At 41.7% G+C, this 13,797-nt stretch carries 16 protein-coding genes and 1 tRNA gene; 8 read left to right on the top strand and 9 right to left on the bottom strand.

The window, feature by feature from the left end; translation table 11 throughout:
* Positions 1 to 10 precede the first annotated feature (10 nt).
* A complete protein-coding gene (carA, locus tag G4D73_RS05295) occupies positions 11 to 1,150 on the bottom strand; it encodes a glutamine-hydrolyzing carbamoyl-phosphate synthase small subunit (protein WP_004280574.1) in 1,140 nt (379 codons plus the stop codon).
* A 308-nt stretch (positions 1,151 to 1,458) separates the two neighbouring features.
* On the opposite strand from carA, the gene G4D73_RS05290 reads away from it, so the two are divergent.
* Both G4D73_RS05290 and G4D73_RS05285 read left to right on the top strand, forming a co-directional pair.
* Positions 1,459 to 1,947 carry a hypothetical protein gene (locus G4D73_RS05290; RefSeq protein ID WP_044109436.1) on the top strand — a complete coding sequence of 163 codons (489 nt, stop codon included), beginning with the start codon at positions 1,459 to 1,461 and terminating at the stop codon, positions 1,945 to 1,947.
* 102 nt (positions 1,948 to 2,049) lie between these two features.
* The gene (locus tag G4D73_RS05285; protein WP_004280572.1) at positions 2,050 to 2,271 is read left to right on the top strand and encodes a hypothetical protein; all 222 of its coding nucleotides are present in this window, start codon (positions 2,050 to 2,052) and stop codon (positions 2,269 to 2,271) included.
* A gap of 148 nt (positions 2,272 to 2,419) precedes the next feature.
* On the opposite strand, the gene G4D73_RS05280 is transcribed toward G4D73_RS05285, so the two are convergent.
* Together G4D73_RS05280 and yhbY are read right to left on the bottom strand one after the other, a co-directional pair.
* Positions 2,420 to 2,959, bottom strand: a complete 540-nt coding sequence (locus G4D73_RS05280; RefSeq protein ID WP_044109433.1) for a DOMON-like domain-containing protein — start codon at positions 2,957 to 2,959, stop codon at positions 2,420 to 2,422.
* 11 nt (positions 2,960 to 2,970) lie between these two features.
* Positions 2,971 to 3,294 (bottom strand): ribosome assembly RNA-binding protein YhbY, encoded by a 324-nt coding sequence (yhbY, locus tag G4D73_RS05275; protein ID WP_004280569.1) that lies wholly within the window; start codon positions 3,292 to 3,294, stop codon positions 2,971 to 2,973.
* 195 nt (positions 3,295 to 3,489) lie between these two features.
* Between yhbY and rlmE the strand changes: the two genes are divergently transcribed.
* The 5 genes from rlmE to G4D73_RS05250 all read left to right on the top strand — a co-directional run bounded on the left by rlmE (position 3,490) and on the right by G4D73_RS05250 (position 8,236).
* Positions 3,490 to 4,140 carry a 23S rRNA (uridine(2552)-2'-O)-methyltransferase RlmE gene (rlmE, locus tag G4D73_RS05270; protein WP_004645756.1) on the top strand — a complete coding sequence of 217 codons (651 nt, stop codon included), beginning with the start codon at positions 3,490 to 3,492 and terminating at the stop codon, positions 4,138 to 4,140.
* A gap of 132 nt (positions 4,141 to 4,272) precedes the next feature.
* A complete protein-coding gene (ftsH, locus tag G4D73_RS05265; protein WP_148334263.1) occupies positions 4,273 to 6,162 on the top strand; it encodes an ATP-dependent zinc metalloprotease FtsH in 1,890 nt (629 codons plus the stop codon).
* A 106-nt stretch (positions 6,163 to 6,268) separates the two neighbouring features.
* The gene (locus G4D73_RS05260; RefSeq protein WP_034436528.1) at positions 6,269 to 6,883 is read left to right on the top strand and encodes a GNAT family N-acetyltransferase; all 615 of its coding nucleotides are present in this window, start codon (positions 6,269 to 6,271) and stop codon (positions 6,881 to 6,883) included.
* A 78-nt stretch (positions 6,884 to 6,961) separates the two neighbouring features.
* Positions 6,962 to 7,813 carry a dihydropteroate synthase gene (gene folP, locus G4D73_RS05255; RefSeq protein ID WP_213687546.1) on the top strand — a complete coding sequence of 284 codons (852 nt, stop codon included), beginning with the start codon at positions 6,962 to 6,964 and terminating at the stop codon, positions 7,811 to 7,813.
* Between the two features lie 108 nt (positions 7,814 to 7,921).
* Positions 7,922 to 8,236 carry a DUF5713 family protein gene (locus tag G4D73_RS05250; protein ID WP_004280560.1) on the top strand — a complete coding sequence of 105 codons (315 nt, stop codon included), beginning with the start codon at positions 7,922 to 7,924 and terminating at the stop codon, positions 8,234 to 8,236.
* A gap of 30 nt (positions 8,237 to 8,266) precedes the next feature.
* On the opposite strand, the gene G4D73_RS05245 is transcribed toward G4D73_RS05250, so the two are convergent.
* The 3 genes from G4D73_RS05245 to G4D73_RS05235 all read right to left on the bottom strand — a co-directional run bounded on the left by G4D73_RS05245 (position 8,267) and on the right by G4D73_RS05235 (position 10,029).
* Complete coding sequence (locus tag G4D73_RS05245) at positions 8,267 to 8,953, bottom strand: hypothetical protein (protein ID WP_213687545.1); 687 nt, start codon at positions 8,951 to 8,953, stop codon at positions 8,267 to 8,269.
* A 91-nt stretch (positions 8,954 to 9,044) separates the two neighbouring features.
* A tRNA-Leu gene (locus tag G4D73_RS05240) sits at positions 9,045 to 9,130 on the bottom strand.
* A gap of 170 nt (positions 9,131 to 9,300) precedes the next feature.
* On the bottom strand, positions 9,301 to 10,029 hold the full coding sequence (locus G4D73_RS05235) for a hypothetical protein (RefSeq protein WP_213687725.1): 729 nt from the start codon (positions 10,027 to 10,029) through the stop codon (positions 9,301 to 9,303).
* A gap of 174 nt (positions 10,030 to 10,203) precedes the next feature.
* Between G4D73_RS05235 and G4D73_RS05230 the strand changes: the two genes are divergently transcribed.
* The gene (locus G4D73_RS05230) at positions 10,204 to 10,710 is read left to right on the top strand and encodes a hypothetical protein (protein ID WP_004280554.1); all 507 of its coding nucleotides are present in this window, start codon (positions 10,204 to 10,206) and stop codon (positions 10,708 to 10,710) included.
* Positions 10,711 to 10,750: 40 nt separating this feature from the next.
* On the opposite strand, the gene G4D73_RS05225 is transcribed toward G4D73_RS05230, so the two are convergent.
* The 3 genes from G4D73_RS05225 to G4D73_RS05215 all read right to left on the bottom strand — a co-directional run bounded on the left by G4D73_RS05225 (position 10,751) and on the right by G4D73_RS05215 (position 13,535).
* Positions 10,751 to 11,029, bottom strand: coding sequence for a hypothetical protein (locus G4D73_RS05225; RefSeq protein WP_004645748.1), 279 nt, complete (start codon positions 11,027 to 11,029; stop codon positions 10,751 to 10,753).
* A gap of 66 nt (positions 11,030 to 11,095) precedes the next feature.
* Positions 11,096 to 12,418, bottom strand: coding sequence for a hemolysin family protein (locus G4D73_RS05220; protein WP_213687544.1), 1,323 nt, complete (start codon positions 12,416 to 12,418; stop codon positions 11,096 to 11,098).
* A 127-nt stretch (positions 12,419 to 12,545) separates the two neighbouring features.
* Positions 12,546 to 13,535 (bottom strand): LysR family transcriptional regulator, encoded by a 990-nt coding sequence (locus G4D73_RS05215; protein WP_180086288.1) that lies wholly within the window; start codon positions 13,533 to 13,535, stop codon positions 12,546 to 12,548.
* Positions 13,536 to 13,797 lie beyond the last annotated feature (262 nt).

Raw genomic sequence — 13,797 nt, 5'->3', positions numbered from 1 at the left:
GCTTCCTTAATTACTTCTTAGATGCTTCGATAAGTTCGATGAAATGATCGAACAATGGTGCGCAGTCATGTGGACCCGGGCTTGCTTCAGGGTGACCCTGGAAGCTGAACGCAGGTTTGTCTGTACGATGAATACCTTGGTTGGTGCCATCAAACAGTGAGCGATGCGTTACACGCAACACATCAGGCAGATTGCTTTCATCGACTGCGAAGCCATGGTTCTGAGAAGTAATCATCACTGTACCGTTATCTAGATTTTGTACAGGATGGTTAGCACCGTGGTGGCCGTGAGGCATTTTTAAGGTTTTAGCACCACTTGCAAGCGCAAGGATCTGGTGACCCAGACAGATACCAAATACTGGAATTTCAGTGGTTTCTACAATTGTTTTTACAGCTTCAATTGCGTAGTCACATGCAGCCGGATCGCCAGGGCCATTCGACAGGAACACGCCATCTGGATTCAGTGCAAGTACATCAGCAGCAGGAGTTTGCGCCGGCACAACAGTCAGTTTACAACCGCGGTCTGCGAGCATACGTAAGATGTTGGTTTTGACACCGTAATCGTATGCAACAACATGGAATTTAGCTTCTGGTTGAGAGAAACCTTTGCCTAATGTCCAAGAGCCTTCAGTCCATTCAAAACCTTCAGGGTCGCAACATTCTTTTGCCAGGTCTAAACCGTTTAAACCACCAAATGCACGTGCTTTTTCAAGCGCTTCAGCTTCAGTGATATTTTCGCCAGCAAGGATACAGCCATTTTGCGCACCTTTGTCACGTAAGATACGTGTCAATTTACGCGTGTCGATATCCGCAATTGCCACAACATTGTGTTGTACCAAATATTCAGCTAATGATTGGGTTGAACGGAAGTTACTGTGCAGTAAAGGCAGGTCACGAATGATCAATCCGTTCGCCCAAACCTTATGAATACGACCTGATTCAGCGTCTTCTTCATTACAGCCTGTGTTACCGATATGTGGGTAAGTCAGTGTCACAAGTTGCTGTGCATAACTCGGGTCAGTCAAAATTTCTTGATAGCCAGTCATGGCAGTGTTGAAAACGACTTCACCAGTCGTACTACCCGATGCGCCAATCGAAGTACCTTTAAAGATAGTTCCGTCGGCAAGGGCTAAAATTGCTGGGGTGCTCAAACCAAAGCTCCTGAAATTTAGGCTGTAAAAAAGCGAGAAGACGAAAAAAAAGGAAGGCTATTTTTTAAACCTACCCTCCTATGTCTGCTCGCTTGAACTTAACACGGCATTATACGCAGAATGACCCCTAAAGTCCAACGGCTTTGCAGCGAAAGTATGAGATAAATGGCTTGCTTTTTGCATGGAAGTCTGTTTTGTAAGCAAGGTGAAAAAATGTAAGCAATTAATAATTGTCAGACAAATCAAATCTTAATTTTTATCAAATCTACTAATATAGCTTAGTCGATATAACAATAGGAATAAGACAAATGGCTACAGCACCTAAATCTACTACATCTAAAAAAATCACTCCGAGCGTGGTAACTGAAACTGCCGAGAAGCTTGAAAAAGTAGCAGTCGAGGCTAAAGATCAGGCAATTGGAACCATCGAGGAAAGTAAGGAAAAGCTTGAAGTTGAAGCCAAGCAGTTAAGCGACACTGTGCAGGAACAATTGCGTCAATTTAAGCAGGAGGTGTTACAGCGTATTGATACTTTGAAGGAGCAGATTTTCGGTTCGCAGAAAGAATTAACTGAACTGAAAAGCTTTATCAAGACAGAATTCAACGCTGTCTTCGAAGACTTATCTAATCTGGGTAAAGAGTTGAAAGAGGATGTCAGTCAGATTTCGACCAAGCATAAGGAACATCTGACCGATACTTTTAAACGTTCTAAGGACAGTACCATTGAAGTACTGAAAAAAGTCAAACCCGTGGTGAAAACAGAGAGCTCGGACAAAAGTCCTGAGCTGAAAAGTTAGGCTGCGCTGAAAGGCCGCTATTTAAAAAGGAGAACAATCAAATGTTCTCCTTTGTCTTTATGCAGCAAAACGGACTCACAATAACAATTAAAGGGGGTCACGATGCAACAGCATTTTGTAGGTGTACTTATTTTACTGATATTGATCATGCTACTGAATCTGGAAAGCGGATTGGGGCGCATACTTTATCTAGGTGTAATCGTATTATGTTTGGGAGTGCTGGGACTGGTGTTTGGGACCATTCTTCTGATGATCATTACTTTTGCTTTTATTCTTTATGCTGCTGTGAAATCTATTCAGGAGCAGCATCATCTACATCATTAAAATATGAACGTTGAAAACAATAAAAAATCTAAAATAATTATACAGAGGATCAATCATTGTTGAGCAATAAACAAAAACGTGAGACTTTAAGTCTCACGTTTTATTCGCCTATTACACTTTAAATAGCTGATGCACAGCGTCAATCTATTTAAAATACATGCAACCAGTCACGTTTATTATGAAAATCTGCCTGAGGACTACTATGCTGCATGGCATAGTATTGATCACCTTGTGAGGTTTTTAAAACAGCAGATAAACCCAGGAACAAGTTTTCCCATTTCAGTTTATGTGTTGCCATAAAATCAGTCAGATCCACACTGACATTGAGACCATAATGCGTACGTTTGAGCTGGTTCAGCTCAATATCATCCGCCGCTTGGGGGGGCATATCTTCAGGATAACGGTATTCTTCGAATTGATAAGCCTGCCAGGCCTGAGAAGGGGAAAGATTAATCTCACGATAAAAATCTTCGCCCTGAACCCCAATAAAAATTTCAAAGCAGGTCTGTTCCCACAGGAAATCCTGACGGGGATGTGCCGTCACCATATCGGGCCACAAGATGTACTGATTGGGATCACGGATCCAGAAGCCCACATTTAAATTGTATGGGCCTTGCTGTTCGATGGCGGCAACCAGAGAGATGGCCTGAAAACGGCGATCAAATGCGCTAAGCTCGTAACTTGCCATAAGTCCTGTACTTAGTTAGACAAATGAGCGAAACGGACAAGGTTGGACAATTTTTGGTTTTGTTTCGCAGCTTTCTTGTAAAGCAGTGCAATTTTACCAATAGTTTGAACCACTTCAGCACCAGTCGCTTCTGAAATTTCAGCAATCAGTGCTGCACGCGCTTCACGATCTTCAGCTACGATTTTCACTTTAATCAGTTCGTGATCGTTTAAAGCACGCGCCAATTCTTCGATGACATTTTCAGTCAGGCCTTTGTCACCCAGCATAACGACCGGGTTTAAAGCATGTCCGATTTGACGTAAACGCTTACGTTCCTGAATAGATAAAGACGCCATGAGAGATAACCTGAATTTTAAAACGGCTTAGTATAGCAAAAGCAAAAAACAAACGCTTTAAATTCTCAGGAAATAATCATTTCCAATATCTCTTCATAACGAGCAAAACTCCTCGATTTAGATACACATGTATACTGCAAAATATGTCTTTTTCACGTACAATTAATAATTAGACGTTTTTTTATTTAGAGAGTTATGGCTACACGCATTACCAACCAAAAGTTATCTAAAAGTAGTCGTGATTGGATGAGAGAGCATTTAGACGATCCTTATGTGAAAAAGGCACAAAAGGACGGCTATCGTGCGCGTGCAGCATATAAGCTCTTAGAAATGCAAGAAAAGTACAAGATCATCAAACCCGGCATGACCGTGGTCGACTTGGGTGCAGCTCCCGGGAGTTGGTCACAAATCGCCGGTAAGTTGGTCGGCGACAAAGGTTTATTGATTGCATCTGACATTTTACCAATGGATGCATTACCTGATGTGACTTTCTTGCAAGGTGACTTTCGCGAAGAAGAAGTCTTCCAGCAATTGTTAGAAATTTTAGATGGTCGTACTGTAGACGTTGTAATTTCAGATATGGCCCCCAATACATCAGGTAATAAGGCTGTAGATCAACCGCGTCAGATTTACTTGTGTGAACTTGCACTGGATTTTGCCAACAAGGTGCTAGGCCCTAAAGGTCAATTTGTGGTAAAAGTTTTCCAAGGTTCAGGTTTTGACGAATTCCGTAAGCAAGTGGTTGATAGTTTTGATGTTCTGAAAACATCTAAACCTTTGGCATCACGTGCTCGCTCCAAGGAAGTTTTCCTGATCGGGCAGGGACGTAAGAAGGCTTTAAAATAAGTCTACTTGCCAAGTCGTTAAAAATTGTGCATTTTGTACGTTTTCAGATAATTGTAAGTTGATTTACAGCTTAAGTATTAAGGTCACCCTGAACAGGGCATGATCAAATTAGATTGGAATGGGAATAAAGCTTTGAGCGATCTTTTTAAGAATGCCGTATTGTGGCTCGTGATACTGGGTGTGCTGGTGTTAATCTTCAGCAACGTCAGTGACCGCAATCAACCGACTACAATGAACTACTCAGAGTTTGTTGCCGCGGTCAATGCTGGCCAAATTAAACAAGTTGTGATTGACGGCGAAAGAATCCGTGGCGAAAAATCGAACGGTTCAGAGTTTGAAAGTATCCGTCCGGCAGTTCAGGATCCTGAACTGATGCCAAGCCTGATTAAAAATAATGTTGTGGTTGAAGGTGAAGCACCACAACGTCAAGGCTTGCTCATGCAGTTGCTTATTGCAAGTTTCCCTGTACTTTTAATCATTTTGTTATTCATGTTCTTTATGCGCAACATGGGTGGCGGTGCAGGTGGTAAAAACGGCCCAATGAGTTTTGGTAAATCTAAAGCCAAAATGCTGTCTGAAGACCAGATTAAAGTCACTTTCACCGATGTTGCCGGTTGTGACGAAGCTAAGCAAGAAGTCGTTGAAATCGTAGATTTCCTGAAAGATCCAACCAAATTTAAACGTCTGGGTGCAAGTATTCCACGCGGTGTGTTAATGGTCGGTCCTCCAGGTACGGGTAAAACCTTGCTTGCCAAAGCCATTGCCGGTGAAGCGAAAGTTCCATTCTTTAGTATTTCAGGTTCTGACTTCGTTGAGATGTTTGTCGGTGTTGGTGCATCCCGTGTTCGTGACATGTTCGAACAGGCGAAACGTCATGCACCATGTATCATCTTTATTGATGAGATTGATGCAGTCGGTCGTCATCGTGGTTCAGGTACTGGTGGTGGTCACGATGAACGTGAACAGACACTGAACCAGATGCTGGTTGAAATGGACGGCTTTGAGGGCAATGAAGGCATTATCGTAATTGCTGCAACCAACCGTGCAGATGTACTGGATAAAGCACTTCTTCGTCCAGGCCGTTTTGACCGTCAAGTTGTGGTTGGTTTGCCAGACATTAAAGGTCGTGAACAAATCCTGAATGTACATTTGAAAAAGTTGCCTTCAGTGACAGGTGTGGATGTTAAAGTTCTTGCACGTGGTACACCGGGCTTCTCGGGTGCGCAATTAGCAAACCTGGTGAATGAAGCTGCTTTATTTGCTGCACGCCGTAACAAAAACACCGTCGATATGCATGACTTTGAAGATGCAAAAGACAAGCTGTATATGGGTCCTGAGCGTAAATCGATGGTACTTCGTGATGAAGAGCGTCGTGCGACGGCTTATCATGAAGCAGGGCATGCGATTGTTGCTGAAAGCTTGCCAGGTACAGATCCTGTGCATAAGGTGACAATCATGCCACGTGGCTGGGCTTTAGGTGTTACCTGGCAGCTGCCTGAATTTGACCAGACCAGCCATTACAAAGACAAAATGTTGAATGAACTTTCGATTTTGTTTGGTGGCCGTATTGCTGAAGAAGTCTTCATTAACCAGATGTCGACCGGCGCTTCAAATGACTTCGAACGTGCAACCAAAATGGCACGTGCGATGGTGACCAAATATGGGATGTCGGACAAACTCGGTGTCATGGTCTATGAAGAAGATGCACAGCAATCTTTCATGGGCAGTATTGGTAGCCGCAGTATTTCGGAAACCACACAACTAGAAGTCGATCGTGAAATTCGTCGAATTCTAGATGAGCAATATAAAATCGCACGCGATATCTTGGAAAGCAAAAAAGATATTGCCCATGCGATGGTGAAAGCCTTGATGGAATGGGAAACCATTGATCGTGATCAAATCCGTGACATCATGGAAGGTCGTGAGCCTCAGCCACCAAAAGTCTATGTTGCGGAAAATCCTGTGATTGATGTAACCCCAGATGATGGTCCGTTGACTCCTCCGCCATTGCCAGCGAACTAAGTTCAATAAAAAAACCACCTTCGGGTGGTTTTTTTATGCTTGTCATTTTTGTCATATCTTTTTGAATGTTATATTGAGCTATTAAAAATGAATAAGAAAAACAAAAATGAATATGCCTGTTCTGGAATCCAGTGTTTACCAGCTTCGTCTTGAACCGTTGAGCTGGGAACATTTTTCTGATTTAGTGGTTGCATGCGCTGAAGAAAATTTAGGTAAGATTTTATATAATTCGGTGCCTTATCTGCATAACTTAAAAAAATATTTTTCTCAAGCTTTCGAACAACAGGCTCAAGGTGAAAGAATGGTTTTTGCCGTAATTGATTTAAACTCCGGCCAAGCAATTGGAACCACCAGTTATTATGATATTAAAGCGGAAATTCCACGTTTTGAAATTGGTTATACCTGGTATGCCAAGCGCTATCACAGAGCTTATGTAAATCGCGTTTGTAAATATCTTTTGTTAAGACATGCTTTTGAAAATTTAAATGCTCAGGTGGTCGGCTTTCGAACTGATCATTTGAATCTTCCCAGCCAAAAAGCGATTGAGGCATTAGGTGCCAAACGAGATGGCATTATCAGGTGTCATATGCTACGTAAAGATGGACAGACTATTCGAGATAGCTATATCTATAGTATTTTAGAAAGTGAATGGGCAGATGTGAAAGCATTATTACAAACTAAACTGATGCAATATTCCCAAAACAATTACTTCGAAATCTAGGTCCTAGCCTTATTCCACTTTGCTTTATTCAGCGATCCATAAGACAATATCGGGGTTATTTTGAGTGAGTATTGAATCATGCAGCTGATGCCTTTGTTACCACATGTATGGACATTTGGTGATTTAAAATTGGACTTATCCCAGCCGCATGTGATGGGGATTCTCAATGTCACCCCAGACTCTTTTAGTGATGGTGGTCGGCATAATCACAAAGAAGATGCAGTCGCACGTGCGCTTGAAATGATCGCTGAAGGCGCGACCGTGATTGATATTGGCGGTGAATCGACCCGTCCAGGTGCCGCAGTGGTAGAAGTGGAAGAAGAAATTCGCCGCGTAGTGCCTGTGGTGGAAGAACTGGCTAAACATAAGGTCATTCTCTCGATTGATACGTCGCAACCTGAAGTCATACGCGCAGCGGTTCGGGCCGGAGCACATATCTGGAATGATGTCCGTGCTTTGACTCGGCCGAATGCATTGCAGACCGCAGCAGAACTCAATATTCCAGTGATCATCATGCATATGCGCGGTGAGCCGACCACCATGAACAATCTGGATCAATATGAGGACGTCACTGCTGATGTGATACGCGAGTTATCCCAACGTGTTCAGGATGCTTTAGATGTTGGAGTAAAAGCGGAAAATATCATGATTGATCCAGGTTTTGGTTTCGCTAAAAATGCCCAGCAAAATTTAAAGCTGTTGCAAGAGTTTTATAAATTGACAGAAATGGGCTATCCGATTTTGTCTGCTTTATCACGTAAACGCTTTATCGGAGCAGTTTTGGATGGGGCAGAACCACAAGAGCGTGCAGTGGGTTCAGCAACAGCGCATTTGTTGAGTATTCAGCAGGGTGCATGTATGGTACGGGCACATGATGTTAAGGCTACAGCCGATGCGATTAAAATCTGGCAGGCTATGCAAATGGCTTAGAAAGCGAGGCTGGGAAATCCCTACATTGGCAATGTTGTTTGGCTTTTGAGCAACAATATGCTATATAGGCACGCTTAGATTAGATAGTCATCCTTTAGAGTGCCTGTAATGTTTGCAGATTTACTTCTCCCCATGTTCGATGATGAATATTATCCCGATATTCTGGTTGCTGAAATCAAGCAGCACATCGAACGTTTTGCCCAAAAAGTTGCTAAATCAGGTTTGTCAGATCAAGAGATTTATCAGCTTGCCAATCTGACTGTGGCTGATATCAATATCATGAAACCTCAGTTCGAAGATCTGGATTCGTCTCTGGATGATACTGCCGCGGATTATATTGCCGAAGCCATGATGATGGTGGTGCAAGAGCACGGCCTGTTCGAGATTGAAATGGAAGAACTGATTACCAATCGTGAATGGTGATTTAAGAAAACCCTGCAGATGCAGGGTTTTTTATTGTCTGTTCAAATAATCTTTAAAGCTATTAAAGCGAATTGAGCCGAGTAATTGTTGCTCTTCATTCATGCATTGCTGATAAAGGTTTTGGTAATAAGCCTGCAGATTCGATTGACCTTGAATCTGTTGTGGTGTTTTTGATTTGGATTGTTGATAAGCCCAAAAAGCCAGTTGTCGGAGTTTCTGCAACCTGATTTGGTCAATCGCGCTACAGGAACTTTTAAATAAAGGTTCCAAGGTCACAGCGCCAAAAGAGGAAAGCGCTAAAATGATCATGCTGATAATAACCAGCACATCCGAATGAATCAGATAAAGGTTGAGCAATAAGCATAGAAAAATTGGAATTTGCAGATAGAGACAGTTTTGCAAATGCTGACTATAGGCTTTGGAGCTGAATTTCGCCTGATATTGTGCATACCAGATATAGGGATACAGTAGTGCCATCAATACAATTAAGGTGACATTAAAGGCAATCGTGGCATTTTTAAAAAAATAATATTCCAGAAATACTGAGCTGATACTACAGGCTATACAGACCAGAAGAGACAGTAAATTAATCGCGATAACAAACTGGATATTTTGCAGGGCATTAAATTTGAAGCGGCTATAACGCAGCTTCAGGAAAAAAGCGTCTGGATGACGTAATTGTAATGTAGCGAGATCGAAGTGTTTTAATTCTGACATGGGGATTTCGCGTTAAAAGAATAAAATGCAGGCACAAAAAAACCAGCCTAATGCTGGATTTTTTATTGCACCATTTTAATAAATATTAAAATGGTGCCCGAGGCCAGACTCGAACTGGCACGCTTTGTGGGCGGGGGATTTTAAATCCCCTGTGTCTACCGATTTCACCACTCGGGCATGTGCGCAATAATAGAGGACGAAATAAAGCTTGGCAAGCAAATTCCGAAATGATTGCTTTCTTTTCAAGCAATTCCGTGGCTTCTATTCTAAAAATCAGCAAATCAACGTTTTTTAAAATTCAATATTTGCAGATCTTTAAGATGGCCAATGAAAAAGGATAGAGAGAACTATGAATTTTCATCCAGATAGCTGTCGACATCTAGATGCTTGATCGTTTTACAATATTGATGCTCATATTTCAGCAGCCGCGTATATAACCCGGCATAGTGATTTAATTGCTGTTTTAGTTCGGCATACCGAGGATCATGGCTTGAATAAAAACGTAATTTTAGTCGAATCAGGCAGGTTTGTTTATAAGCCCAAAAACAGATTTTACGTAATTGTTGTAGCTGATAGTGCTCAGTATTTTTACTATTTTCCTTGAATAAATTTTCTCGATAAAAGCGCACAAAACCAAAGCTCACGCCAAAGAAGAATAAGCTCCACATCAGCAAACTGCTTTGTATAAAGACCAGATTTAAGGCTTGCATCAGAATCACAATAGCCATCTTGATCGGGGTATGCTGTAATAATTGATACAGCGAATAAGAAGAATGCTGAATCTGGTACAGAATCAAGGTGAGACTCAACATCAGGAACAGTAGAATGGCCAACATGGCATAACTCTGCGCCTGAAATTCGCTGATTTGCACAAAAGATTGCTGTACGAAATCTCCTAACATCAAATTGATGGGAACAAAAATCATGGCGGCCAAGGCCCAAGGAATTAAAAGCTTGGCTTTACCCCAGATTCCACGGATTTTAATCTGACTGTAAAACAGGTAATTTCCTTTAAATGCAGTCGGATATTGGCGCTTAAGTTGCTGTAGCAACAAAGTCACTTGCGTAGTGGGCATCATCCAGAGATTAATTTAATATATAGATGAAGCACTATAGTCGATTTTGCGCAAAATCGCAGAAGAAATGCAGTTTCAGAACGTAGCACTGTTTTAATCATGAAGATTTTAGTTTTTTAGCGACGAATTATGCGAAAATAGCCGATTCAAGATTTATTTTTTTAAGGACAGTTTATGACTGATCAATCTCCTCAGGCGTTAAGCGACATCGAAATTTTAGACATCCTGCAAAGTATGAAAAAGGATGAGCTAAATACTGAGGCGCAAGCAGCAATTCGTCAGGGTGGTAAAGCTGGTCGTCAGGAAGCGCATAAAGCAGCCTTAGTAGCATTGAATCAGTCATTTGAAGACAAGTTTGTCGAAGCCGTATCTTTGGCTTTGGGTCTAAATGCAGCACAAATCAAAAAAATCCGTTATAAAAAAGACCGAATCCGTATTTTAAAAGCGCGCGGTATTGATTATATGGCGATTGATGGCGCTGAAACTGCGCAAGTGCTGTCACAAATTGCCCAAGCAATTGTGCGTGAAGATGCCATTGTCACCCATGACCTGCATAATATTTTCCCATTCTGGAAAGAAGGCTGGCCAATGGTGCAATTCGATAATGCCTACAAAATTTTAGAAGATGATATCCAGATTCACTATCAAGCCGTTCTTGAGGCTTTATTAGCAAAAATCTAAGCTATAACTAGATCTAAAAAAAGCACCCAAAGGTGCTTTTTTAATCACGATATATCAGTGCAATCAGCCAGCTGATGGGCAGAATAAATAAACGCCACCACGTGATTAATGGCCAATAAAAATACTCTCCAAATCTCAAGGTCGAGTCGAAACCTTGACGGCGACGTTCATGCGGGTAGGGAATAATGAAAACTGTTAAAACCATCAGAATGATGGCTGCGAGTAAAAGCAGGGGATTCTGTTGTTTGGCAAAGAAGAAGTAAAACAAATACAGGGCTGAATAAAAAAACAGACATGCCAATAATGCAGAAATATTCATCACTCACCTTATGGGTTTTTTTATTAGAATAATTTTTTGAATAGAGGGCTAAAAAGAAGAACCAGATTAATCTGATTCTTCTTGAATAACTGAATTGGTTTCGATTAGGCGGGTCACCAGCAACTGGTCAATTTTAAAATGATCGACATCCACCACTTCAAACTTATAAGCACCAAATATCACGGCATCTGCAGGACGTGGAATCTTGCGTAATTTATACATCATGAAGCCAGCAATGGTTTCATAGTTCTCATCATCAGGCATTTCATCAATTTCAAGCGCATGCTTGATGTCTTCAATCGGCGTGCTGCCTTCAATCAGCCAGGAATTATTGTCACGTTTAATAATTTGCTGATCGGCTTCAATAGGCGTCACCCAGTCACCCATCACGGTAATCATAATATCAGAAAGGGTAATCACGCCAACGACCAGCGCATATTCATTAATGACGACGGCAAACTTTTCCTTGGTGGAACGGAAACGGTCCAGAACTTCCGATAAGGTCAAAGTGTCAGGAATAGTCAGGACATTACGGATGGTATTTTCATTGAGTTGCAGCAGCGACTGGTTGTTCAGAATACGCACCAGAATGTCTTTGGCATCGACATAGCCAATCACACTGTCAATGTCATTGCTACATACCAGAAACTTGGAATAGGGGTATTCCGCCAGCTTTTGCCGAATACTTTCTTCCGGTTCATTTAAGGTGAAGAACACCACATTTTCACGTGTGGTCATACTCGAAGGCACGTTACGTTCTTCCAGCTCGAATACGTTTTCAATGAAATGGTGTTCCTGTTTCTGGAGCACGCCTGCCTGTGCACCGGCATCCATCACTGCAGAAATATCATCAAAAGTAATATTGTCATCACGAATAGTATTTACTTTAAACAGACGGAACAGCATGTTGGCAATCGCATTGATAAACCAAGCCAAAGGTTTGCAGACTTTAATGAAAATCTGAATTGGCTCGATGACTGAGACTGCGATCTTTTCTGGCGCAATCATGGCCAGACGTTTCGGCATCAGGTCTGCAAATAAAATAAATAAAGAAGTAACGACAGTAAAAGAAAGCACAAAGCTGATATTTTCAGTCCAAGGACCTTGGTAAAAGCGGGAAACAAAATTAAAAATATAAGGACGGAAAGCGCCTTCACCTAAAATACCGCCGAGAATAGCGACTGCATTTAAACCGATTTGAGAGGCTGCGAAGAAGTCAGCAGAATTTTCTTGTAGATCTAAAACTTTTTGAGCGCGATGTTCACCCGATTCAGCCAGAATTTTGAGTTTGACTTTACGGGCACCTGCGAGGGCGATTTCTGTTAAAGATAAAAAACCGGCCCCCGCGATGAGTATTAAGATAATCACGATATTTTGTAAGAGGCTCACAAATCCACCTGTGGATGAATAGTATCTTGGGATATTTTTAACACAAAAAAAGACTTGAGGTGTAAAAACTACCTCTCAAGTCTTCAAAGTATAATCTTAAAAAATAAGAATTTAGAAGAATTTGAGTTTAATAGGGTGAAAATTGAGAATTATTGTTCAGGAATTCACGATTTTCTTCTTCAATCATTTGACGGGCGACATACAGAATCAGCTGACGTAACCAGCGATGTGCAGGATGATGATGCAATAAAGGACACCATGCCATTTTTAATTCAAATTCAGGAATATAAAACGGCGGATCTTTGAGAATTAAATTGTGATTCTTGGCTTGCAAACGTGCAATGCGTGAAGGCAGTGTTGCGACCAGATCGACATTGGCAGCCAATAACCCCGGCATCTGGTAGTGACGGGTAAAGACTGAGATTTTACGTTTCTGGCCAATACGTTCTAAAGCCTGATCGATCCAGCCTAAACCGGCCTGTTTTTCAGGATTTACCCCGAAGCCAACACCCATACCGGTTTTGGAAACCCAGATATGCTGTGCATCCAGGTAACTTTTAAGGTTTAAGTTGCTTGCGGCAGGATGCTTGTTATTTAAAAGGCAAGAAAAGCTGTCACGCCAGACCAAAACCTGATGAAAACTTTGCGGGATTTCATTAAAACGGTTGATTGCCAGATCGACCTTGCCTTGTTCCATGTCACGATATGACACGTCACTTGGCGTCAGGAAGTCTAATACCACGTTCGGTGCTTCTGAACGTAGGGCTTTAACCAGACGTGGAACCAGCGTGGCTTCTGCATAATCCGAGGTCATGATCCGGAAGACACGATTTGAGGTATATGGACGGAACTCGGTACGTGGTTCCAGGATCATCGACAGATCAGCGAGCGCATCTCGAATGCGGGGCTGCAATTCTAAGGCACGTTCAGTGGGTGTCATGCCTTCAGAAGAACGAATCAGGAGGGGATCATTAAATAAATTGCGTAATCGGCGTAAGATGTTACTCATGGCAGGCTGGGTAACGCCCAGTTGTTCTGCTGCACGTGTGACATTTTTTTCGCGAAGAAGTACATCAAGATAAATTAATAGATTGAGATCGACCCGCTCCAGATTCATAAAAGAAATACCGAGAATAAATACAAGAAATTATGAAGATTATGCCATAATTGCCGAGCCTTGTGTAAAGCGTCGATGAAAAAAAGCCATGTGCTCACTGATAAAGTTTACAAAATTAACACAGGCTTAAGCTCCATTATTCAAAGTGTACATAAGAGAAAAGATGCACGTTAAATAGAATATCATTTAGCCTTTTTATAGAGGGAAATGAAAACCATCTTTTCGCTTTAAAAGAACATGAGAAAGGCTGTTCTTACGTTCA

The organism is Acinetobacter sp. WY4, from assembly GCF_018438165.1.
In the GTDB taxonomy this organism is placed as follows: Bacteria; Pseudomonadota; Gammaproteobacteria; order Pseudomonadales; family Moraxellaceae; genus Acinetobacter.
The sequence above is the reverse complement of the archived record's forward strand: the minus strand, read 5'-3'. Positions and strand labels throughout refer to the sequence as shown.

Coding starts and splice junctions, on each gene's coding strand:
- G4D73_RS05250 (WP_004280560.1), top strand. CDS start 7,922: ATGTTTGCAGATTTACTTCTCCCCATGTTCGATGATGAATATTATCCC.
- G4D73_RS05280 (WP_044109433.1), bottom strand. CDS start 2,959: ATGGCAAGTTACGAGCTTAGCGCATTTGATCGCCGTTTTCAGGCCATC.
- G4D73_RS05245 (WP_213687545.1), bottom strand. CDS start 8,953: ATGTCAGAATTAAAACACTTCGATCTCGCTACATTACAATTACGTCAT.
- G4D73_RS05230 (WP_004280554.1), top strand. CDS start 10,204: ATGACTGATCAATCTCCTCAGGCGTTAAGCGACATCGAAATTTTAGAC.
- G4D73_RS05225 (WP_004645748.1), bottom strand. CDS start 11,029: ATGAATATTTCTGCATTATTGGCATGTCTGTTTTTTTATTCAGCCCTG.
- G4D73_RS05235 (WP_213687725.1), bottom strand. CDS start 10,029: ATGCCCACTACGCAAGTGACTTTGTTGCTACAGCAACTTAAGCGCCAA.
- G4D73_RS05260 (WP_034436528.1), top strand. CDS start 6,269: ATGAATATGCCTGTTCTGGAATCCAGTGTTTACCAGCTTCGTCTTGAA.
- G4D73_RS05290 (WP_044109436.1), top strand. CDS start 1,459: ATGGCTACAGCACCTAAATCTACTACATCTAAAAAAATCACTCCGAGC.
- G4D73_RS05285 (WP_004280572.1), top strand. CDS start 2,050: ATGCAACAGCATTTTGTAGGTGTACTTATTTTACTGATATTGATCATG.
- folP (WP_213687546.1), top strand. CDS start 6,962: ATGCAGCTGATGCCTTTGTTACCACATGTATGGACATTTGGTGATTTA.
- rlmE (WP_004645756.1), top strand. CDS start 3,490: ATGGCTACACGCATTACCAACCAAAAGTTATCTAAAAGTAGTCGTGAT.
- yhbY (WP_004280569.1), bottom strand. CDS start 3,294: ATGGCGTCTTTATCTATTCAGGAACGTAAGCGTTTACGTCAAATCGGA.
- G4D73_RS05215 (WP_180086288.1), bottom strand. CDS start 13,535: ATGAATCTGGAGCGGGTCGATCTCAATCTATTAATTTATCTTGATGTA.